Below are 21,270 nucleotides of genomic sequence, written 5' to 3'. Positions count from 1 at the left end.
GACTAGCGGCCTCCCGAAAAGCACGCGTAGTGAGGGTAGTTTGCGCAGCAAACCGGCAACCGCGGTCGCCTTTCTTTGCCTACTTTCTTTGGCGAAGCAAAGAAAGTAGGGCCGGCGCGGCCATGAAGCGCAACCTTAGCCAAGCCGAAATTGGGTAGATTTAAGCAAACAAAATCATGCCTATTTTTAAGTTATATAATGGAATAATTAATAAACCGGTACAAAGAAAATGCCTGTCTGAAACCTTTTCAGACAGGCATTTTGCTTTATCCGTTTATTCACGCACCTTGTATTTTCCCCGGTAAAGCCTTGCGCACCAACAATGTGAGCACGAACGTGGCCAGCATCACGGGCAGGGTGCTGCCCAGCGGGGTTTGCCATTCAATCAGAATGCGGTAGAGGAAGAAACCGGCCAGCCACAGAGCAAGGCTGATCCAGTCGATTGAAGCGGCGGCGCGGCGCTTGAGCACGAAATAATCGGCCATCTGCACGGCAATCATGGGCGCGAACACGGAGCCGATGAAGAGCAGGAAGTGTTCGAAGCGGTTAACCGGTAATGTGGCGGCGAGCACGGTGCCGAGCAGGGTAACAGTGATGGCTACGGCGTTTTCACTGAAACGCTGGCTGATGGCATGGTAGCTGACGCCTGCGGAGTAGGCGTCGAGAAAAGTGGTGGTTACGGTAGAGAGCACCACAATCAGAATGCCCGCAATGCCCAGCCCTGAATAAAGCAGGATTTGGGCGATGTCGGATTGGCCGGTAAAGAGCGCGGCGGCCAAGCCGAGCGTATACATCCACGAGCTGGTTACAAAATAGGCGGCAGCGGCGGCAAAAGTTACTTTTTTCGGCGATTCGGCATTGCGTGTGTAATCGGAAACCAGCGGCAGCCATGAAAGCGGCATAATGGCAGCCAGCTCAACCGCCAAGCCGAAGCCCATGGCTTGCGCGTCGGTTTGAACCGTCGCGCCGCCGCCGAATACTTTGGTGCTCAGCCAAAGCGTAATCAGAAACAGTGCGCCCAACACAATCACTTGCACACGGTTGAAATGCCGCACGCCGCTCAGCAGCCATACCACAATCAATCCACCGATAATCAGGCTCCACATCAATTGGGAAACGCCGCCCCACAAATGCTGGGTGAGCGCGGCGGCAATCTGAGCACCGGTAAAAATCATGATGGCTGTCCAACCGATCAGCTGTAAAACGTTGGCGCCTGAGAAGAGCACGGAGCCGCGTTCGCCAAATGAAAGCTGCACCGTCTGCATCGCGCTGCGGCCGGTTTGCGCACCAATCAAGCCGGCGAAATAAAAGAGCGCGCCGCCGATGATGTGGCCGAGAATAATGGCTGTTAGTCCTTTTTCCCAGTCCAGCGGAGCGAAGAGCGTGCCGGTAATGATTTCCACCACCGACACAGCCGCGCCGAACCAGATTAAGCCGGCAGCGGCGGCAGAGAGTTTTTTTGTTTCCATAACACATAAATCCTGAAATGAGTTAGAGCTGATTATAGCGAATAAAACTGGTTTTTATATACATTTAGCATGTGAACCGAATGATTTGCGCCCCCTTGTTCCCGGGTAACCCTGAATATTGCCTATGATTCACTCTTTCCCGTCAGACTCTATAAAATGCCTGTCTGAAAATGCTTTAAGACAAGCATTGCCATGCGGGCGGGCAAATCGGGTATAATCGGTTCATTATTCTGCCCATTGGTTGATAGAGGAAACCTTATGCCGCGTTTTTACCCGCATCCGATTATTGCCCGCGAAGGCTGGCCGTTTATCCTGGCCGGCTTGTTTTTCAGCATCGTATTTGCCTGCTGGCTGGAATGGTGGTCGTTGCCGTTTTGGCTGTTTACCCTGTTTGCCATTCAGTTTTTCCGTGATCCTTCGCGCCCGATTCCGCAAGAAGAAGATGCCGTTTTGTGCCCGGCAGACGGCCGTATCGTAGTGGTGGAGCGCACCATTGATCCCTACCGCAATACCGAAGCCCTGAAAATCAGCGTGTTTATGAATGTGTTTAACGTGCATTCGCAACGCTCGCCGATCGACGGCACCGTCACCCGTGTGGAATACAATAAAGGCAAATTCCTCAATGCGGCGCTGGATAAAGCGAGCACCGAAAACGAACGCAATGCCGTGTTTGCCACCACGCGCACAGACCGCGAGCTGACTTTCGTGCAGGTGGCGGGCTTGGTGGCGCGCCGTATTGTATGCTATGTCGACTCAGGCCAAAGAGTGGTGCGCGGCGAGCGCTACGGCTTTATCCGCTTCGGTTCGCGCGTTGACGTTTACCTGCCGACTGATGCCGTGGCGCAGGTGTCGATCGGCGACAAAGTCAAAGCCAGTTCCACCATCCTTGCCCGGCTTCCGCTGAAAGCACCGGTTCACAATGATGAGCCGAAAGAAATTCAGCCCGCTGCAAGTAACCGGCAAGTAGTGGAAAGCGAAGCGGCGAACGCCCAACAAGACGAGCAGCAGATGATTGAAGCGGCTGCCGAGAAGGTAAGGGCGGCTGCCGAGCGCGAAGCGCCGAAAGAATAAAAGAGCCAACGGCTTTCAGACAGGCATTCTGAAAGCCGTTTTTATTTTTCACATTCATTTATAGTTAAACCACTTACATAGTAACAGCGTCGTCATACTCGGGCTTGCACCGAGTTATGATGAGCATACTGTTTAAGTTGGTTCACTAAAGCTTGATAAGGAAGCGGTTTTGAGCAAATACCAACCCGATAAATCATTGAGCAAACCCGAGCGTGTGATGCTGGTGGGCGTGATGCTGGCTGCCGATTATTCCGGTGCCAACGAAATCCGCGAGCGTGATTTTCAGGCGGCTTTAGAAGAAGCCGCCGAATTGGTGCGGGCAACGGGCGGCGAGCTGGTACAGGTGGAAAGCGCCAAGCGCGATAGGGCGCACAGCGCACTGTTTGTCGGCACGGGTAAGGCCCAGGAGCTGGCAGAAGCCGTGCGGCTGAATGAAATCGAGCTGGTTGTGTTCAACCATGAATTAACGCCCACGCAGGAGCGCAATCTGGAAAAAGCGCTGCAATGCCGCGTGCTCGACCGTGTGGGGCTGATTCTGGCGATTTTTGCCCAGCGCGCGCAAAGTCAGGAAGGGCGGCTGCAAGTGGAGCTGGCGCAGCTCACGCATCTTTCCGGCCGTTTGGTGCGCGGCTACGGCCATCTGCAAAGTCAGCGCGGCGGCATCGGTCTCAAAGGGCCGGGCGAAACGCAGCTGGAAACCGACCGCCGCCTGATTAATCAGAAAATCGCAGCGCTCAAACGCCAGCTGAAAAATGTGGAAAAGCAGCGCGCCACCCGCCGCAAAGCGCGTTTGCGCGGCAGCCTGAAAACCTTTGCGCTGGTGGGCTACACCAACACGGGCAAATCCAGTCTGTTCAACCGACTAACCAAAGCCGATGTGTTGGCGAAAGACCAACTGTTTGCCACGCTCGACACCACTGCCCGCCGCCTGTATCTCTCGCCGGAATGCAGCTTGATTATTACCGACACGGTGGGCTTTGTGCGCGATTTGCCGCACAGCCTGGTGGCAGCCTTTTCCGCCACGCTGGAAGAAACGGCGCTGGCCGATGTGCTCTTACATGTGGCCGATGTGTCGCATCCGCAGGTGGAGCGGCAGGAAGACGATGTGAATCTGGTGTTGGAAGAAATCGGCGCGGGCGATGTGCCGCAGCTGATGGTGTACAACAAAACCGACTTGCTGCCCGCAGAGAAGCGCCCCAAAGGCATTCTGCGCAATGCGCGCGGCATGCCGGTGGCAGTGTATCTTTCGGTGAAAGAAGGCTGGGGGCTGGAAGATTTGCGCGATGCCATGGTGGAGTTGGCGCAAGCGGGAGATTGAGCAGAATGCCTGTCTGAAAGCCGCAAAATAAATAAGCTTGCACCTAATTGATTTTTGTGACATGTTGTTATTATTATGAAAATAAAATCGGGAGAAGAGTCATGAAACATCTATTATCTTTGGTTGCGATCTGCCTCTTGGCCGGTTGCGCCGTCACGCCGGAGCAGAAAGCGCGCCGCGCTGCAGAGCAAAAGCGCTATGAGCAGCAACTGCAAGTTGCTTTAGCGGCGCAATGCGATAAGGAAACGGCAGAAATGATGGAGCGTCAGTTTAGGGGTGATATCGGTGCCACCGAAAAAGAGCGCAAAGATTTCCGCCTGAAATACATTGATAAAACCAGCGATAAACTCTTTCAATCTTGCTACCGCCTGGCTTGGGAAAACCACATCAACCAGCGCCGTTTGGAGCAGGCCGAACGCTGGCGCGACCGTTACGACGACTGGTATTGGGGCCCGCGGCCTTATTGGTGGTGGTAGCCGCCGGCGGGTAGCCCATGCCTGTCTGAAAACGGCTCAAAGGTTTTCAGACAGGCATAGCGAAAGCCATTTGACCGGCATCAAAAAAAAGCGGATAATCCGCAGCAATTCAAACATTTAAGGCAGCCCGAACCGGCTGCCTAAAACTATTCTAAACAAGCAGAACCCTATGAAATCACCAGAACTACTCCTTCCCGCCGGCGGCCTTGAGCGCATGCGCGCCGCGTTTGATTACGGCGCCGATGCCGTGTATGCCGGCAGCCCGCGCTATTCCCTGCGCGCACGGAACAACGAATTTGCCAAGCTGCCCGTGTTGGAGCAGGGCATCAGCGAAGCACATGCGCGCGGCAAGAAATTTTTCTTAACCGTGAATACCCTGCCGCACAATTCCAAGCTGAAAACCTTTATCGCCGACATGGAGCCGCTGATCGCCATGAAGCCCGACGCACTGATTATGGCGGATCCCGGGCTGATTATGCAGGTGCGCGAAAAATGGCCGGAAATGCCGATACACCTTTCCGTGCAGGCCAACACCACCAACTATTGGGGCGTGCAGTTTTGGCAGAAAATCGGGGTGGAGCGGATTATCCTCTCGCGCGAACTGAACATGGAAGAAATCTCCGAAATCCGCCAAGAGTGCCCCGATATCGAATTGGAAGTGTTCGTGCACGGCGCATTGTGCATTGCCTATTCCGGCCGCTGCCTGCTTTCCGGCTATTTCAACCACCGCGACCCCAACCAAGGCACCTGCACCAACGCCTGCCGCTGGGATTATAAAGTGTACGCAGCCGAAACCGACGAAATGGGCGACAGCAAATTGCTGCAAGGCTTCGATTTCAACCGCGCGCAAGAAGAAGCCAATGCGGCTTTTGAAGGCATCAACGGCCAGCAGCGCCACCCGCTTGCCGATAAAGTGTTCCTGATTGAAGAGGCCAACCGACCGGGCAGTCTGCTGCCTATTATGGAAGACGAACACGGCACTTATATTATGAATTCCAAAGACTTGCGCGCCATCGAGCAGGTTGCCAAACTGGCCGAAATCGGCGTGGACAGCCTGAAAGTGGAAGGGCGTACCAAGTCGGTTTACTACGTTGCCCGCGTGGCGCAGGCCTACCGCAAAGCGATTGACGATGCCGTGGCCGGCAAGCCGTTTGATTACAGCCTGCTGGCCGAACTAGAAGGGCTGGCCAACCGCGGCTACACTTCCGGCTTTTTGGAGCGCCATCAAACGCAGGATTATCAAAACTACCTCAGCGGCCATTCTTTAGCCAAGCAAAGCCAGTTTGTCGGCCAAGTGATTGAAATTGATGAAGAAGGTTGGGCGACCGTGGATGTGAAAAACCGCTTTGCGGTAGGCGATACGATTGAAATCATTCATCCGCAGGGCAATCAAACACTGGTGTTGGAGGCGATGACGCGCAAAGGCAAAACCATAGACGTGGCGCCGGGCAACGGCATTCAGGTGAAAATCCCACATATGGAAGGCAAAGACAATGCATTGATTGCCCGCGTGGTTAAGCCTTAGTGTTTGATTAGTATGAAAGAATGCCTGTCTGAAACTTTTCAGACAGGCATTCTTTATATTAAAGCCAGCCGATAAATGCGGCTTTATATAGTCAATCAATTTAAGGAAAAGTACACACGTCATACTCGGGTCAAGCCCGAGTATGGCGGAACTGTTACTATGTAAGTGGTTGAATTATAGCGGCCAATGCAATGCCGGATTGCTTTCAATCACGGTTTTGAATTGGTTTTGAATCCGTGCGATGGCTTCCTCGCTGTCGGCTTCGAAACGCAATACCAAAACAGGAGTGGTGTTGGAGGCGCGCATCAGGCCGAAGCCGTCGGCGAATTCCACGCGCAGGCCGTCGATGGTGATGATTTCGGTGGCGCCGTCGAATTTGGCGTTTTGTGCCAGCTCTTCAATCACTTTGTGGCCGTTGCTGCCTTCGGGCAGGTCGATATTGATTTCGGGTGTGGAAATGCTTTGCGGCAAGGCGTTGAGCACGGCGGAAGGGTTGTCGCCGGCGGAAAGGATTTCCAGCAGGCGGCAGCCGGCGTAGAGGCCGTCGTCGAAGCCGAACCAGCGTTCTTTAAAGAATGTGTGGCCGCTCATTTCGCCGGCCAGCAAGGCGCCGTTTTTCTTCATGGATGATTTGATGAAGCTGTGGCCGGTTTTTTCCATAATCGGTTCGCCGCCGTGTTTTTTTACCCAGGGTGTCAGCAGGCGGGTGGATTTTACGTCGAAAATCACTTTTGCACCGGGGTTGCGGCTCAACACGTCTTGCGCAAACAGCATCAATTGGCGGTCGGGATAAATGATGTTGCCTTCTTTGGTAACCACGCCCAAGCGGTCGCCGTCGCCGTCGAATGCGATGCCGATTTCCGCATCGCCGGTTTTCAGCTCGTTAATCACATCTTGCAGGTTTTTCGGTTTGGCCGGATCGGGATGGTGGTTGGGGAAATTGCCGTCAACGTCGCAGAAGAGCTCGGTAACTTCGCAGCCGAGCGCGCGGTATAAATCGCCGGCAAACGCGCCGGCCACGCCGTTGCCCGCGTCGGCCACGATTTTCATCGGGCGCTTGAGCTTGATGTGGTTGACGATGTGGTTGCGGTATTCGGCGGAAATGTCTTTTTCGGTAACGGTGCCGGCGGCTGCGCCTGTAACAAAGCGGTCTTGCTCAATCACGGCGAGTAGCTCTTGGATGGCATCGCCGGCCAGCGTGTCGCCGCCGAGCATCATTTTGAAGCCGTTGTAGTCGGGCGGGTTGTGGCTGCCGGTAATCATCACGCCGCTGCCGCCGCATTCTTGGATGGCTGCAAAGTAGAGCATGGGCGTGGCAACCATGCCGACGTTTAATACGTTAACGCCGCTTTCGGTAAAGCCGCGTGAGAGGTTGGCCATCAAATCGGGGCCGCTTAAACGGCCGTCGCGCCCGATGGCGATTTTTTGAATGCCTTTTTCCGCCGCTTTGGTCGCGATGGCCTTGCCGATTAAATAAGCCGCTTCATTGGTGAGCGTTTTGCCGACGATGCCGCGAATGTCGTAAGCTTTGAAAATATCTCTGGCGATGTTTGCCATCTTTTTTCCTTTGCGTGTAATAGTGGATAATAGTGGAGAAATATGCTTGGTATTCTAGCATAAGGTTAAGAAAGCTTAACCTTATGCCTGTCTGAAAGGTCGTAAACTTGTTACAGCCGATTCTCTTGGCGATGGTGGGATGAGGGAATGCCTGTCTGAACCTTATGTTTTCAGACAGGCATGTAGAATGTGTTGAATATTCAACCGATAGGTTTAAATGATTTTAACTCCTCGATCAGCCAGCGCTTCGAGGGCGAGGATGTGCACGAGCTCGGAGGGCGCGGTGCAGCAGTTTGCGATAACATGCACGTTGAAGCCGGAAGCATGCGGCGAAATGGCGGTGTAGGTGATGCAGTTTTGAGTCATCATGCCGCAAATGTAGAGGTCGGTAATACCTTCTTTTTTCAGGATTCCGCCCATGTCGGTATTGAGAAAGGAATCGGCGTGAACCTTTTCTACCAAAGGTGCGTCTGCGAGTAATCCGGCTACGGAAGTATGGATGTTTGCACCGGATGAACCTTTTCGGAAAAGCGGCGCATCGTCACCCGGAATAAAATGCTGCACACCCACAACCAGCCAGCCGTCTGCTTTTGCCTGTTTGATTTTTTCGGCAATGTTTGCTGAAGTTTTATCAATATTCCATTGCGGAAAGCCGCCGTTTGCAAAATATTCGTTTTGTACATCAACCACAATCAGAGCGGATTTCATTTGATTTCTCCTGAGTCGTTGAAAGGAAAGGATATTTTAACCATATTTTGTTGCAGGGAAAAAGATAAATTGCAGGGAGGCGGTGGGGAAGTTGAAGGAAATATATAGTGAAACATTTAAAAATAGGTATGACAGCACGCTTTTTTAACTTTCCTATTTCCCTGTTATTGAAAATGGCGCTTCATGTCCGTGCGATGGCTGCGGTGCGAAACGCTATAGGTATTCGGTCATTTGGTTGTGTGATGTTCATCAGAATGAGGATATCGCCGTTGGGCGGCTTCGATTCCTTGCAGTGTTTCGACAAGGCTTACACTCAGTGCGATTTTCGGGCGGTGGTGTTGAATTTATTGTGGGCAGACATATGATGTCGGTGGCGCTGTGAATGGTAAAAATTGAAGCGGCCTTCCGTTTTTAGGAAGGCCGGCAGATTATTCGCTGGGCGGCGTGTAGCCTTGAACGCTGTCGGCGCCTTCGCCGAAGAAGTAGTTTTCCATTTGTTGTGCCAGATATTCGCGCGCGCGCGGGTCGGCGAGGCTGAGGCGGTTTTCGTTAATCAGCATGGTTTGATGGCGCGTCCAAGCGTCCCATGCTTCTTGAGATACGTTTTCAAAAATGCGTTTGCCCAGTGCATTGGGCAGGGGGGCGAATTTCATGCCGGGTGCTTCTTTGCCCAGCTTGATGCAGTGAACCATGCGGGTCATGTCGGTATCCTTTTTGAGGTTGTAATGCTCGGAATTGTAATGGATTGAGCTGGGTTTGTATATGAATGCCTGTCTGAAAAAGGGTTTCAGACAGGCATTCTTTAATTTTCCGTGGCGGTCAGATTTAGGCTGAAAATATTGGATTTTCGGCCGCCCGCTTCGTATTCTTCGCGGCGTTCGGCGGGGAGATCGGCGGGTTGCGCTACGCTGAAGCCGCGTTCGGTAAACCAGTCGCCGGTGTGGGTGGAAAGGGCGATGAGCTTGGCCATGCCTGCGGCTTTGCTTTGATTGATGATGTGTTCGAGCAGCAGCTTGCCGTAGCCGCCGTCGCGCGCTTCGGGGGAAACGGCCAGGCAGGCGAGCTCGGCGGTGAGGTGTTCGCTGTAAAGCTTGAGGGAGACGCAGCCGTAAATTTGGCGGTCGTGCTCCAATATGAAAAATTCGTTGATGTGGTCTTCGAGGTATTCGCGGCTGCGTTTGACCAGGATGCCTTGCTCTTCCAACGGGCGGATAAGGCAGATGAGGTCGGCAATGTCGTTGCCTGCTGCGGGTCGGATGTTGATGAAAGGAGCTTGCGCGATAGATGTGCCCGTGCCTTCGCGGGTGAAGAGTTCGCTGATGAGGCTGCCGTCTTCCAAGCCGGAAAGGATATGGGTGCGCTCTACTTGGTTTTCGACGGCGTTGACGGAAGATTGCAGCAGGCGGCATTGGTCGGTGCGGATTTTGTTTTGTTTGATTAAAACTTGTGCTTCTTGTGAGGAGAGGTTGGTCAGCAGTCGGCCGCTTTCGTCTAATATGCCTTCGGGTTCGATGATGAAAATCAGCTTTTCGGCACCCAGGGCGATGGAGGCGGCTTCGGCGATGTCGGCCATACTGAGGTTGTAGGTTTTGCCGCTGAGCGAAGCGCCGAGCGGGCTGATGAGTACCACTGCGCCGCTGTCCAGACGCTGGCGGATGGCTTCGGTGTCGATTTTGCGCACGCGGCCGGTGTAGCCCATGTCGATGCCGTTGATGATGCCGTAGGGGCGGGCGGAAACGAAATTGCCCGAAGCGATACGCAAGCGTTTGCCGCGCTGCAATGAGTGGGCCATGCCGACTGAAAGTGCGGCTTCGATGTCGAAACGCACGATGCCGCAGGCTTGTTTGGCGCGCTCCAGTGTGGCTTCATTGGTGATTCTTCTGCCGTCGTGGTATTCGGGTTTGACGCAGGCGGCTTGGTCAAGCGCGCTGATTTGGCGGCGGGAGCCGTGTACCAAAACGAGCTTCACGCCGAGGCTGGCGAGCAGATTGATGTCGGCGGCCAACGATTGCAGCACCCGGCCCTCGAGCATATCGCTGGCGATGCCGATAACCAGTGTTTTGCCGCGCAGATAGTCGATATAGGGGGCGGCTTCCCGGAAATCACAAACGAAAGCGGGCGTGGTCATGGGGTTAAAGCATAATGGTTAGGTAAAAAAATTGGATAATCAACACGGTAAGCGCCACCATACAAGGCAGTGTCCAGTTGGTTTCTTTGGCTTGCGGCGGAGGTGGCAGCGCGGCGGGTGCGCGGTTTTGGTTGAGCAGGCTGTCGAGCAGTTCGGCAATTTCCTGGCGGGAAAGCTGGCGCTGGGCGCGAACTTGCGGGCCGATTTTGTGCACCAATTGGGTGTCGCTGCCGGCGGAGGGAAACAGATCGGGATTGAAGTTTTCCGGCGTGGGGCGGGTATGGCTGCGCGCTTGAAACAAGCCTTGGCAGGTTCGGCAGACCACATAGCCCTGCGCCAAATTGAGCTGGCTGTCTTTTACCCAAAGCTGGGTGCTGCAATGCGGGCAAACGCATAAAGGCATGACGTTTTCTTTCGTTGGTATTATGGATGGCGGATATTTTAAGCAATTTCAATAAGTTTGCCAACGTAAAACCATGTGGCAACGGAATGCCTGTCTGAAAAATGTATTTCAGACAGGCATTGTTGAAGCCGCTAAATCACGCCGTAGCGTTCGCGGTAGGCTTGAACCGGCGCTAAATATTGTTGGAAGTCTGCATCGTTTTCCAGCAGCGAGAGCAGGTCGCGCAGGTTGGCGATGGATACAACGGGCAAGCCGTATTGCTGTTCCACTTCCTGCACGGCCGACAGTTCTCCCGTGCCTTTTTCCATGCGGTCGAGCGCGATGGCAACGGCTGCGGGCGTTGCGCCTTCCGCCTCAATCAGCTTAACCGATTCGCGCACCGAAGTGCCGGCCGAAATCACGTCGTCGATAATCAACACGCGGCCTTTGAGCGGCGCACCCACCAATACGCCGCCCTCGCCGTGGTCTTTCGCTTCTTTGCGGTTGTAGGCAAACGGTACGTTCACGCCTTTTTCGGCCAGCATCATGGCAGTGGCCGCCGCCAAAATAATGCCTTTGTAAGCCGGGCCGAACAACATATCGAATTCGATTTTGCTCTCAATAATGGCTTGTGCATAGAATTTGGCCAGTGCCAAAGTGGAGGCGCCGTCGTTAAATAAACCCGCATTGAAAAAATAAGGCGACTGACGGCCTGCTTTGGTGGTGAATTCGCCGAACTTCAATACGTTTTGCTCTAGGGCGAATTTCAGGAAATCTTGACGGAAATCGGACATTTTTTCGGTTCTTCCCAGCAGAAAAATAAAGCGGATTATAGCCGAAGGCGTTAAACAGCAACAGGCTGCATAAAACAAAACGCATAGGTTTTACCGGCCTCGCTATGCAATTTGAGGCTATATAATGCAGGAAGGAGAAATAAAAGGCATCACTATGAGTGGTAATCGCAAGCAGATAAATAGCCTGCAAACCGCAGCGACAAGCGGGTTTGCCGCAAACATCAAGCTTTTTCTGATTTTTCTTTATTTGGGTTGCACTTCATTCGGCGGCCCTGCAGCGCATTTGGGTTATTTCAGACAGGCATTTGTGGAAAACGCGCTTGGTTGAGCGAAGCACAATATGCGTCTTTGGTGGCAATGTGTCAGTTTATTCCCGGGCCGGCGAGCAGCCAGATGTTCAGCGGTTTCACTATACAGTAGAATAGTGCTATTTTTTATCGTAGGAAAAACAATCGTGTTAAAAATTATTTCTGCTAATGTGAACGGCATCCGTTCGGCATATAAAAAAGGTTTTCATGAATACATTGCTGCTTCGGGCGCGGATATTGTATGCGTGCAGGAGCTTAAAGCTCAGGAGGCCGACTTAAGCGAAGATATGAAGCAGCCGCACGGTATGCACGGTGTGTGGCATTGTGCGGAGAAGCGCGGTTACAGCGGTGTGGCGGTGTATAGCAGGCAGGAGCCGGATAATGTTCAGACAGGCATGGGCATTGAGGAATTCGACCGCGAAGGGCGTTTTGTGCGCGCTGATTTCGGCGACTTGAGTGTGATTTCGCTTTATCTGCCCTCGGGCACCAGCGCGCCGGAGCGGCAGGAGTTGAAATACCGCTTTCTGGATGCGTTTTATCCCATGTTGGCCGAAATGAAATCCGAAGGCCGTGATATTGTGGTGTGCGGCGACTGGAACATTGCTCATCAAAACATCGACTTGAAAAACTGGAAAGGCAACCAGAAAAATTCAGGCTTTCTGCCGGAAGAGCGGGCATGGATCGGTAAAGTGATTGCCGAGTTGGGCTGGGTGGACATGTGGCGCAGCCTGTATCCTGAGATTCCGGGCTACACTTGGTGGAGCAACCGCGGGCAGGCTTATGCTAAGGATGTTGGGTGGCGCATCGACTACCATATGGTAACGCCCGAGCTGGCAGCCAAAGCGACACAGGCGCATGTGTATAAAGATGAAAAATTTTCCGACCATGCGCCGTTGGTGGTGGAATACGATTATTCGATTTAGTGCAAACTTTTTCAGACAGGCATTCGTTATAATGCCTGTCTGAATCTTTCTTTGGAGAAACGATATGAAAGTGTACCGTATGCTTACCGGTGCGGACGATGCCGCGTTTTGCCGCCGTGTAACCGAAGCTTTGCAACACGGCTGGGACTTATACGGCAGCCCGACCATGACGCACACGCCCGACGGCGTGCAGGTAGGGCAGGCTGTGGTGAAAGAAGTGGGCGATGCTTACGACCCCGAAAAACCTTTGCGCGATTACTGATGCCTGTCTGAAACTATGAAACCGGGCGATTTAGAAGATCTAACCTTATTCCTGATACGCGATGCGGATGAGCCGACAATGTGGATAGACCGCTGGGCGGTCAGCTATCCGATTGTGGAAATTGCCGAATGCAGCGCTTCGCAAACTTTGGCGGAGCAGGAAAAACATGTGGCCGCAGCATTCGGGCAAATCCGCAGCGAAAACGTGATGGTGGTGGCTCATGGCGCGGGCGCGGCTGCGTTTATGGCTTGGTACGGCACCATTGGCGTTTTGGTGCAGCGTCGTATCAAAGGTATTATCTTGGCTGCGCCCACGCAAAATGCCTGCCGCCACGATGCCGTGCGCCATGTGCGGCTGATGTGCAGCAAAGCTGCTTTAGCCATTGGCGAGGATGACGAACATTGCCCGCGCGATTGGGCGGCCGAACAAGCTTCGCTTTGGGGGGCGCGCTTGCTGGTGTCGCCCCATCAGGGGCATCTGAACGGTGCACTTGGCGGCTGGCAATGGGGCATGAAATTAATGCAGGAAATGTTGTTGGCCTAGGGTTTATTTAAAGCCCAATATACCGTCGGTTTAGGAGGAACGATGAAAAAGCCCATATTTTATTTAGCCTTATCGGCAGGCTTGCTCAGCGCGTGTTCCGAACAAGGTGGGCAAGCCGAAAAAATCGGGCAAGCCGCCGTTGCCTCCATGCCGCAAAGCGCGGCTTCAGACAGGCATATGGCGCAGCCGCAAGCCGATACCCCGATGCCCGAAGATTTATTGCAGCAATTTGTGTGGCATACCGAGCAAGTGCGCCGCCGATTGCAGCAAGCCACGCCCGAAGAAGCCAATCAGCTTTATGAAACACACAAAGAAATGCTTGAGCATTACGACGAGCAAATAGAAAAAAGCGGCCTGCTGGACAGGCTGGCTCATGAGCGAAAAGCATTTCTCGACCATTATCACGATGATGCGAACTGGATAATCAATCCGGCAACCGACGAGCGCAAGCCAACCCCGGCGCTGAAAAAGAAGCAGGAAGAAATGGCGGCTATCGGTTTGGAATATGTTGATATGTATGACGGGCCTGTCAGCATACGCGCAGAGCCGGACTATTACCGAAAGTTGTTCGGCGAAAAAGTCAGCCCTGATTTTGCCCGCTTTATTGAATTTGAAGCGCAAGAGCGGAGCGACCCATCGTGGGGTGAAGCTGATGTGATGGTGAGCTGGCCGGAGTTGGGCAAGCGGCTGGCGGCGCGTGAAGCCTTTACCCGACAATATCCTCAAAGCCGTTTGGTGAAACGGATGCAAGAAGAGCACATGTATTATCAATATATGTTTTTACTCGGCATGGAAAATACGCTTGCGTTTGACGACGAGGGTAAGCAAACCCAGCCGGAAGTGGCCAAAGCCTGGCAGGACTTTGCCAAACACCATCCCGAAAGCCCGACCACGGCTTTGATCCGACGAATAGAAAACCAAAATTACGAGCAGGCCATGAAAACAGTGCAAACAGCTCAAAAACAATATTTTGGTGAATCGGCGTTTTAAATGCGGATGTGGGCATGCCGATGCCTGTCTGAAACTTTCAGACAGGCCTTATCATTTGCCCGCTATCACCAAACAGGCTAAACTTGCCAAACGATAATAACTTGATTGACAACCTGCAGCCCCAGTCATTGTGCCTGTGGCTTTGCACGTCAGCGTCATTGCGCCGCTGCGAAATTTCAGAAAGTAAAAAACATGACCGTATCCCCTATCGCCTTGCGCCGTAAAACCGAGCGCAAGCCGCACGCTACTGCCCAATACTGGCGCAAATGCCAAGTTGAAGAGCTGTTTGAAATGCCGTTTTTAGACCTCGTCTATAAAGCCGCACAAATCCACCGCGAACACTTCAATCCGCAAGAAGTTCAACTTTCCACCTTGCTTTCCATCAAAACCGGCGGCTGCCCCGAAGATTGCGAATACTGCCCGCAATCGGCGCACTACAACACCGGCTTGGAAAAAGAACGCATGATGGATGTGGAAGAAATCCTAGAAAAAGCAAAAATCGCCAAATCACGCGGTGCCAGCCGTTTCTGCATGGGCGCGGCATGGCGAGGCCCCAAACCGAAAGACGTGGAAACCGTTTCCGAAATCATCAAAGCCGTGAAAGGCTTGGGCTTGGAAACCTGCGGCACCTTTGGCATGCTTGAAGACGGCATGGCCGAAGATTTGAAAAACGCCGGTTTGGACTACTACAACCACAACCTCGATACCGACCCAGAGCGCTACAACGACATCATCCATACACGCCAGCACGAAGACCGCATGGATACGCTGGGCAAAGTACGCGGCGCAGGTTTGAAAGTGTGCTGCGGCGGCATCGTGGGTATGAACGAAACCCGCCCCGAACGCGCAGGCTTAATCGCCAGCCTCGCCAACCTCGACCCGCAGCCCGAAAGCGTGCCGATTAACCAGTTGGTTAAAGTGGAAGGCACGCCGCTGGCCGATGCCGAAGATTTGGATTGGACGGAATTCGTGCGCACCATCGCGGTTGCCCGCATTACCATGCCGAAAAGCTACGTGCGCCTGTCGGCCGGCCGCAGCAACATGCCTGAAGCCATGCAGGCTATGTGTTTTATGGCTGGGGCGAATTCGATTTTCTACGGTGACAAACTGCTCACCACCGAAAATCCGGAAGAAGACGGCGACAGAATGCTGATGGAAAAATTGGATCTGTATCCGCTTGGTTTTGAGGCTGGAGAAACTTGCGAAGCGGCTCAAATGCAGGCTTCGGAAACAGAAAATCACGCTATTAAAGTGGAATATTGAGTTTATATTTTCAGCTTTTACAGTGAATCAATTTAAAAATGGTATGCTTATCATGTCCGGCCAGGCCCGAGTATGACGAGCATATTGTTATTGAATAAGCAGTTGAACCATAATCAAAATAGAGCCGCCGGAAATGCTATGAAGCATCCGGCGGCTTTATTTAAAGTGGTTTATTTGCGGTCTGGTCGCTCTTGCAAGATTCGCAAGTCAGGGTAAGACAATTTGATGTCGTATTCCTGATTGCCTTTAAATGCTTCCACATCAAGAGCAGGTTTGCCCATGTGGTCGTCGGCATCAATATCCACAACTTTGTAGCCACGCGCTTCCAGCATTTTCACGGCTTTGGCACGGTTTTGTTCGAAACCGGGATCTTGATAAACTTGTCGTTCGATATGATCGGCAGCAAAAGCGCCTGTAGAAAGGGCAATCAGGGTTGCGGTAAGCAGCATTTTTTTCATGATGTATTTCCTCAGTGGTCAATCAGTTGTTGTTTAGATGTTTTGCATTATAAGAGTGAATATTTGGCTGAAAATTAGGGCGTGGTTAAGGGTGTGTAAATTCAAGTATGCCTGTCTGAAAGCTCAAATTAAGGTAGTTAATGCTTTCAGACAGGCATTACGTTACGCCATACCGGCCATGATGTTTGGCGGCCTTGCATTTGGAATAACTGTTGGGTTTGGCGGCGATAATGCTACAATCTTCCCGTTGGCAACAAATCTTTCTTTTTATGAGTATTCTTGAAGCGGTTTTTATTTTATTCCTATTGATTCTGGTTAGCGGCTTTGTTTCTGCCGCAGAGTTGGCTTTAGCCTCTTCCCGCAAAATCAAATTACAGGTGATGGCGAAAGAGGGCGATGCGCGCGCGCTGGATGTGTTGAATATGCAGGAGCATCCGGGCAGCTTTATCACGGTGGTACAAATCGGATTGAACGCGGTGGCGGTGTTGGGCGGTATTATCGGCGAGGCGGCTGTGCGCCCGTTTTTAAGCAACTTGCTGGCCGGTACCGGTTTGCAAACGGCGGCTTCCGTGTTGGCGTTTATGTTTGTAACCAGCGTGTTTATTCTGTTTGCCGACCTGATGCCAAAGCGCTTCGCTATGATCAACCCCGAACGTGTGGCCGTGCGCGCTGTGCGGCCGGTAATGCTGCTGATTTTTGTGCTTAAACCACTGATTTTCCTGTTTGACGGTATGGCGAACCTGATTTTCAAATCGCTGAAAATTTCTACCGTGCGCAGCGACGGGCTGACTTCGGAAGACATTTACGCCGTGGTGGATGCCGGTGCGCAGGCAGGTGTGTTGAAGCAGCAGGAGCACTATTTGATTGAAAACATTTTCGATATGCAAGAGCGTACGGTCACTTCCACCATGAGCGCGCGCGAATATTTGGTTTATGTGGACAAAGGCGACGACAACGAAACCGTGCTGAAAAAAATGGATGAAACGCCGCATTCCAAAATCTTAGTGTGTAACGGTGGGCTGGAAAAAGTGATCGGCTATATCGAATCGCACACTTTTCTGACTCATTATCTGAAAGAGCCGAATATCAACCTGACCGACCGCCGCGTGTTGCGCAAAGCTTTGTTTATTCCCGATACTTTGTCGCTTTACGAAGTGTTGGAAACCTTCAAAAACGCCGGCGAAGACTTTGCTGTGATTATCAACGAATATGCCCTCGTGGTGGGCGTGATTACGCTCAAAGACGTGATGAGCATCGTGATGGGCGATTTGGTGGCCACGGAAGAAGAGCCGCAGATTATCCGCCGCAACGAAACATCTTGGTTGATAGATGGCGCAACCCCGCTGGAAGACGTGATGCGCGCGCTCGATATTGCTGCTTTTCCTCATTCGGAAAACTATGAAACATTGAGCGGATTTATGATGTATTCGTTACGCAAAATCCCCAAGAAAACCGATTTTGTGGTGTTCGACAAATACAAGTTTGAAATTATCGACACCGATAATCTGAAAATCGACCAGCTTTTGGTTTCGCTTCATCAGGATGTGATTGAAAAGAAAGAATAAAAAACAATGCCTGTATGAAAACTTAGCAAATAAACTTAAAAATCAGCACACCCGTCATACTCGGGCTTGACCCGAGTATCTTGAGTTTCGGTAACTCTAAGAGATGCTCGGGTCAAGCCCGAGCATGACGAAACCATGACAAAAATAAAATTTATTTGCTAAGTTTTCAGGCAGGCATCATCTTAGAAATCCTGCGATAAATCATAAACCACCCGATAATTGATCAGCTTAACCCCGTTTCGCCGGATTCGGTTTTCATGCTGCACTTGAAACCCATGCTTCAGAAAAAACGGTAAAGCGGCTTTGGAAGCATCGGTAGTCAAACGCGCTTGCCCTGTCGGCAAATCAAAATAGCACACTTGTCATACTCTCGCGTCTTCAGCCGCTGCCGGACATATTTCAATCTCCGTCATTTAATCTTCACCCGCTTCAATCTCAAGGCATTGCTCAAAACCGATACCGAACTCATCGCCATCGCCGCGCCCGCAATAATCGGATTCAGAAAGCCGAATGCCGCCAGCGGTATGCCCAAGGTGTTGTAGATAAAAGCAAAGAACAGGTTTTGTTTGATGTTTTTCAAAGTGGCGCAGGAAATCAGCAGGGCATCGACCATTTGGTTGACGGAATGCTGCATCAGCGTGGCGGACGCGGTGTGTTCGGCAACGTCTGCGCCGTCTTTCATGGCAAAGCTCACGTTGGCTGCGGCGAGTGCGGGGGCGTCGTTGATGCCGTCTCCGACCATGGCAACCACCTTGCCGGCGTTTTTCAATTTTTGTACTTCGGCGGCTTTGTCGCGCGGGCTCATATTACCGTAGGCGTGGGCGATGCCGAGCTGTTCGGCGATGTAGCCGACCACGTTTGGGTTGTCGCCGCTCATGATGTAAACGTCGATGCCGTGGTTTTTCAGACGGCCTATGGCTTCCTGCGTGTCGGTTTTGAGCGCGTCGGCAAGGGCGAACGCGCCGACGGGCTGGTCGTTAACCGACACGGCCACGATGGTGGCGATGCGCCATACGGAATCAAGGTTGTCGGGCAGCACGAGGTGGCAGTAATCGGGTTTGCCCACTTTCACCACGCCCGCGCCGTCAATTTCGGCGGAAATACCTGCGCCGACGGCGGTTTGTGCGTTTTGGGCTTCGGGAATGCCGATACCGCGCGATAAGGCCGTCTGAACAATGGCGGCGGCCAGCGGATGAGTGGCGTTTTGCTCGACGGCGGCAGCAAGGCGGTAGAGTTCGTTTTCTTCTATTTCAGACAGGCATAGCGTTGCCGCAACTTGCGGTTTGCCCTGCGTGAGCGTCCCGGTTTTGTCCAGCACCACCGCATTCACATGGGCCGCTTCTTCCATGGCGGCGGCATCTTTAAACCAAATGCCGTGCTTCACCGCCTTGCCCATGCCGACCATAATCGCGGCGGGCGTGGCCAAACCGAGCGCACACGGGCAGGCGATGACCAGCACGGCCACGGCGTTCATCAGCGCCGTTACCCAATCGGCCTTGACATACCAAGTCATCAGGAACGTCATCACGGCGATGCCGACCACTGTCGGCACAAATACGGCGGCCACTTTGTCGGCAATGCGCGCAATCGGCGCTTTGCTGCCTTGCGCTTCCGACAAAGCCGCCATCATGTCGCCGAGCAGGGTTTGGCTGCCGAGCTGTTCGGCGCGGTAAACCACGCTGCCATCGGTCATCACCGCGCCTGCCAGCACTTTACTGCCCGCAGTTTTGGCTTCAGGGTTGGATTCGCCGGTGAGATGGCTTTCGTCCGCCCAGCCGTTGCCGCTTTCCACCGTGCCGTCCGCCGCGATGCGCTCGCCGTGGTTGGCACGGATCAAATCACCGATCTGCACCTTATCAAGCGGCACTTCCTGCCATTGCCCGCCGCGCTGCACGCTTACTTGGCGCGGCGTGAGTTTCAGCAGCAGGCTCAGGCTGTTGAGGCTGTTTTTCTTGGCACGGTGTTCGAGAAATTTGCCCAAGCTCACAAAGCCCACCACCATCACGCCCGCTTCAAAATACACATGCGCCATGTCGCCGTGGGCTGCGTGCGGATGGAAAAACAGCATGAACACCGAGTAGAGATAAATCGCCGCCGTGCCGACGGTAACCAGCACGTCCATATTCGCCAGCCCGCCCTTAATGCTCGCCCACGCGCTCTTATAAAAGGAAACCGCCAGCCAAAGCTGCACGATACTCGCCAGCACAAACTGCCACATCGGCGGCATCATCCAATCGTGCCGCCCGATCATCATGCCCGCCATGCCGAACAAAAACGGCACGTTAATCGCCAGCAGCAGCCACAGCCGCCAGCCGATATGCGGTTCGGCTTCGGGCTGCATTGGCGCGTCGGTTTTCAACACAGCCTTAAAGCCTGCTTTTTCAATGATGTGAATCAGCGTGTCGGCATCGGCGCGGCCGTCGTCAAACACCACCTGCGCTTCTTCGCCGGCAAAGTTTACCGAGGCCGTCTGAACAAAGTCTTTTTTGTTCAACACTTTTTCAATACGGCTGGCACAAGCTTGGCAGGTCATGCCGTCGATTTGGAAACGGGCTTTTTGTTGCATGGCGTTTCAGCCTTTCATATTTAGTTTCAGACGGCCTCGATAGGCTGCTGCGGATACCGTTTGGCCATCTGCTGCAAACTCAACTGCACCACCCAGCCGACGCCGAACGCAAACAGCAGCGTACCCAAACCCACTACGCCGCCGAGCAGCCAGCCGGTCAGGCACACCGAGCTTTCTATCATCGTGCGCACCACGCCCACGCGCCAACCGGTTTTCTGGCACAAACCGATCATCAGGCCGTCGCGCGGGCCGGCACCCAAATAACAAGTCAGATATAGAGACGAGGCCATGCCGATCACCGCCACGCCGCCCACACATTGCAGCACCCGCCACACCCAATCAACCGGCGGCGGCACCCACTGCACAAACACGCCCAACACTGCGGCAATCAACACCATATTCAATACCGTGCCCAGCCCCGGCCGTTGGCGCAAAGGCAGCCACAGCATCAATACCGCCGCGCTGATCAAAAACGTAACCGTGCCGATATCGAGGCCGCTTTGCACCACAATACCCTGCGCCAACACCGTCCACGGCGTAGAGCCTAAGCCGGCGTTTACCAGCATGCCCTCGCCCACGCCGAATAAAACCAGCGCGAAGCACAACATCGCCAAAGATTGCGGCCGCAAAGACCACCATGCGGGCGCAGACCACGGCGTTTTCGGCAAAATGCGTCGGGCTTGAGTCATAGCAAACTACCTTTGCGTTTTATTTAAGATAAAGAAGCATCAAAGCCCGCATCTTCAATCGCTTCAACCAATTCTGCGGTTGGCACTTTAGCCGGGTCGAACGTGATTTTTGCAGCGGCGGAGGCCAAATCCACTTCGGCTTTTTCCACGCCGTTTAACGCTTCCAGCACTTTGGTCACGCTTTTCACACAGCCGCCGCAAGTCATGCCGCTGATGTTGATGCTGATGGTTTGCATAGGATATTTCCTTTTTGAAAAACAGAGTTGAATAATCAA

The 21,270-nt window shown here is 53.1% G+C and carries 23 protein-coding genes and 1 pseudogene; 12 read left to right on the top strand and 12 right to left on the bottom strand.

Annotated elements, in window-relative coordinates; translation table 11 throughout:
• Window positions 1–278: 278 nt before the first annotated feature.
• On the bottom strand, window positions 279–1,469 hold the full coding sequence (gene cytX / locus HMPREF9370_RS09495; RefSeq protein ID WP_009117264.1) for a putative hydroxymethylpyrimidine transporter CytX: 1,191 nt from the start codon (window positions 1,467–1,469) through the stop codon (window positions 279–281).
• A 258-nt stretch (window positions 1,470–1,727) separates the two neighbouring features.
• On the opposite strand from cytX, the gene HMPREF9370_RS09490 reads away from it, so the two are divergent.
• The 4 genes from HMPREF9370_RS09490 (at window position 1,728) to trhP (ending at window position 5,859) form a co-directional block, all read left to right on the top strand.
• On the top strand, window positions 1,728–2,540 hold the full coding sequence (locus HMPREF9370_RS09490) for a phosphatidylserine decarboxylase (RefSeq protein WP_040667143.1): 813 nt from the start codon (window positions 1,728–1,730) through the stop codon (window positions 2,538–2,540).
• Window positions 2,541–2,709: 169 nt separating this feature from the next.
• The gene (hflX, locus tag HMPREF9370_RS09485; RefSeq protein ID WP_009117262.1) at window positions 2,710–3,858 is read left to right on the top strand and encodes a GTPase HflX; all 1,149 of its coding nucleotides are present in this window, start codon (window positions 2,710–2,712) and stop codon (window positions 3,856–3,858) included.
• Between the two features lie 101 nt (window positions 3,859–3,959).
• On the top strand, window positions 3,960–4,334 hold the full coding sequence (locus HMPREF9370_RS09480; RefSeq protein ID WP_009117261.1) for a hypothetical protein: 375 nt from the start codon (window positions 3,960–3,962) through the stop codon (window positions 4,332–4,334).
• A 169-nt stretch (window positions 4,335–4,503) separates the two neighbouring features.
• A complete protein-coding gene (gene trhP / locus HMPREF9370_RS09475; protein ID WP_009117260.1) occupies window positions 4,504–5,859 on the top strand; it encodes a prephenate-dependent tRNA uridine(34) hydroxylase TrhP in 1,356 nt (451 codons plus the stop codon).
• A 174-nt stretch (window positions 5,860–6,033) separates the two neighbouring features.
• On the opposite strand, the gene HMPREF9370_RS09470 is transcribed toward trhP, so the two are convergent.
• Both HMPREF9370_RS09470 and HMPREF9370_RS09465 read right to left on the bottom strand, forming a co-directional pair.
• Complete coding sequence (locus HMPREF9370_RS09470; protein ID WP_009117259.1) at window positions 6,034–7,416, bottom strand: phosphomannomutase/phosphoglucomutase; 1,383 nt, start codon at window positions 7,414–7,416, stop codon at window positions 6,034–6,036.
• A gap of 213 nt (window positions 7,417–7,629) precedes the next feature.
• Window positions 7,630–8,124 (bottom strand): cysteine hydrolase family protein, encoded by a 495-nt coding sequence (locus tag HMPREF9370_RS09465; RefSeq protein ID WP_009117258.1) that lies wholly within the window; start codon window positions 8,122–8,124, stop codon window positions 7,630–7,632.
• 107 nt (window positions 8,125–8,231) lie between these two features.
• On the opposite strand from HMPREF9370_RS09465, the gene HMPREF9370_RS09460 reads away from it, so the two are divergent.
• Window positions 8,232–8,489: a hypothetical protein gene (locus HMPREF9370_RS09460; RefSeq protein ID WP_156792994.1), complete on the top strand. Its 258-nt coding sequence runs from the start codon at window positions 8,232–8,234 to the stop codon at window positions 8,487–8,489.
• A gap of 63 nt (window positions 8,490–8,552) precedes the next feature.
• Here HMPREF9370_RS09460 and HMPREF9370_RS09455 read toward each other — a convergent pair whose 3' ends face one another.
• The 4 genes from HMPREF9370_RS09455 to pyrE form a co-directional block, all read right to left on the bottom strand.
• Window positions 8,553–8,825, bottom strand: a complete 273-nt coding sequence (locus HMPREF9370_RS09455) for an oxidative damage protection protein (RefSeq protein WP_009117256.1) — start codon at window positions 8,823–8,825, stop codon at window positions 8,553–8,555.
• A 101-nt stretch (window positions 8,826–8,926) separates the two neighbouring features.
• Window positions 8,927–10,252 (bottom strand): amino-acid N-acetyltransferase, encoded by a 1,326-nt coding sequence (gene argA / locus HMPREF9370_RS09450; RefSeq protein WP_009117255.1) that lies wholly within the window; start codon window positions 10,250–10,252, stop codon window positions 8,927–8,929.
• A gap of 4 nt (window positions 10,253–10,256) precedes the next feature.
• A complete protein-coding gene (locus HMPREF9370_RS09445; protein WP_009117254.1) occupies window positions 10,257–10,655 on the bottom strand; it encodes an MJ0042-type zinc finger domain-containing protein in 399 nt (132 codons plus the stop codon).
• A 131-nt stretch (window positions 10,656–10,786) separates the two neighbouring features.
• Complete coding sequence (pyrE, locus tag HMPREF9370_RS09440) at window positions 10,787–11,428, bottom strand: orotate phosphoribosyltransferase (RefSeq protein ID WP_040667142.1); 642 nt, start codon at window positions 11,426–11,428, stop codon at window positions 10,787–10,789.
• Between the two features lie 124 nt (window positions 11,429–11,552).
• Between pyrE and HMPREF9370_RS12620 the strand changes: the two are divergent.
• The 6 genes and pseudogenes from HMPREF9370_RS12620 (at window position 11,553) to bioB (ending at window position 15,717) form a co-directional block, all read left to right on the top strand.
• Window positions 11,553–11,848: pseudogene (locus HMPREF9370_RS12620) on the top strand (chromate transporter).
• Window positions 11,849–11,882: 34 nt separating this feature from the next.
• Window positions 11,883–12,659: an exodeoxyribonuclease III gene (locus HMPREF9370_RS09435; RefSeq protein ID WP_040667141.1), complete on the top strand. Its 777-nt coding sequence runs from the start codon at window positions 11,883–11,885 to the stop codon at window positions 12,657–12,659.
• Window positions 12,660–12,723: 64 nt separating this feature from the next.
• A complete protein-coding gene (locus tag HMPREF9370_RS09430; protein ID WP_009117250.1) occupies window positions 12,724–12,921 on the top strand; it encodes a DUF1737 domain-containing protein in 198 nt (65 codons plus the stop codon).
• A gap of 15 nt (window positions 12,922–12,936) precedes the next feature.
• On the top strand, window positions 12,937–13,464 hold the full coding sequence (locus tag HMPREF9370_RS09425; RefSeq protein ID WP_009117249.1) for an alpha/beta hydrolase: 528 nt from the start codon (window positions 12,937–12,939) through the stop codon (window positions 13,462–13,464).
• 42 nt (window positions 13,465–13,506) lie between these two features.
• Entirely contained in the window at window positions 13,507–14,454 is a 948-nt protein-coding gene (locus tag HMPREF9370_RS09420; RefSeq protein WP_009117248.1) for a hypothetical protein, read from the top strand.
• Between the two features lie 192 nt (window positions 14,455–14,646).
• The gene (gene bioB / locus HMPREF9370_RS09415; protein ID WP_009117247.1) at window positions 14,647–15,717 is read left to right on the top strand and encodes a biotin synthase BioB; all 1,071 of its coding nucleotides are present in this window, start codon (window positions 14,647–14,649) and stop codon (window positions 15,715–15,717) included.
• Window positions 15,718–15,887: 170 nt separating this feature from the next.
• On the opposite strand, the gene HMPREF9370_RS09410 is transcribed toward bioB, so the two are convergent.
• Entirely contained in the window at window positions 15,888–16,175 is a 288-nt protein-coding gene (locus tag HMPREF9370_RS09410) for a PepSY domain-containing protein (RefSeq protein ID WP_009117246.1), read from the bottom strand.
• Between the two features lie 269 nt (window positions 16,176–16,444).
• On the opposite strand from HMPREF9370_RS09410, the gene paeA reads away from it, so the two are divergent.
• Window positions 16,445–17,740, top strand: a complete 1,296-nt coding sequence (paeA, locus tag HMPREF9370_RS09400; protein WP_040667140.1) for a polyamine export protein PaeA — start codon at window positions 16,445–16,447, stop codon at window positions 17,738–17,740.
• Window positions 17,741–17,922: 182 nt separating this feature from the next.
• Here the strand turns inward: paeA and HMPREF9370_RS12070 are convergent, their stop codons facing one another.
• The 4 genes from HMPREF9370_RS12070 to HMPREF9370_RS09385 are packed head-to-tail and all read right to left on the bottom strand — an operon-like array spanning window position 17,923 to window position 21,231.
• Window positions 17,923–18,099 carry a GNAT family N-acetyltransferase gene (locus tag HMPREF9370_RS12070; RefSeq protein WP_009117243.1) on the bottom strand — a complete coding sequence of 59 codons (177 nt, stop codon included), beginning with the start codon at window positions 18,097–18,099 and terminating at the stop codon, window positions 17,923–17,925.
• Between the two features lie 50 nt (window positions 18,100–18,149).
• Window positions 18,150–20,306 (bottom strand): heavy metal translocating P-type ATPase, encoded by a 2,157-nt coding sequence (locus tag HMPREF9370_RS09395; RefSeq protein WP_009117242.1) that lies wholly within the window; start codon window positions 20,304–20,306, stop codon window positions 18,150–18,152.
• A gap of 26 nt (window positions 20,307–20,332) precedes the next feature.
• Window positions 20,333–20,995, bottom strand: a complete 663-nt coding sequence (yczE, locus tag HMPREF9370_RS09390) for a membrane protein YczE (RefSeq protein WP_009117241.1) — start codon at window positions 20,993–20,995, stop codon at window positions 20,333–20,335.
• Between the two features lie 23 nt (window positions 20,996–21,018).
• A complete protein-coding gene (locus HMPREF9370_RS09385; RefSeq protein WP_009117240.1) occupies window positions 21,019–21,231 on the bottom strand; it encodes a heavy-metal-associated domain-containing protein in 213 nt (70 codons plus the stop codon).
• Window positions 21,232–21,270 lie beyond the last annotated feature (39 nt).

Source organism: Neisseria wadsworthii 9715 (assembly GCF_000227765.1).
Taxonomy (GTDB): domain Bacteria; phylum Pseudomonadota; class Gammaproteobacteria; order Burkholderiales; family Neisseriaceae; genus Neisseria; species Neisseria wadsworthii.
Note: the sequence above shows the minus strand (reverse complement) of the source record. Positions and strands in the feature narration are given on the sequence as shown.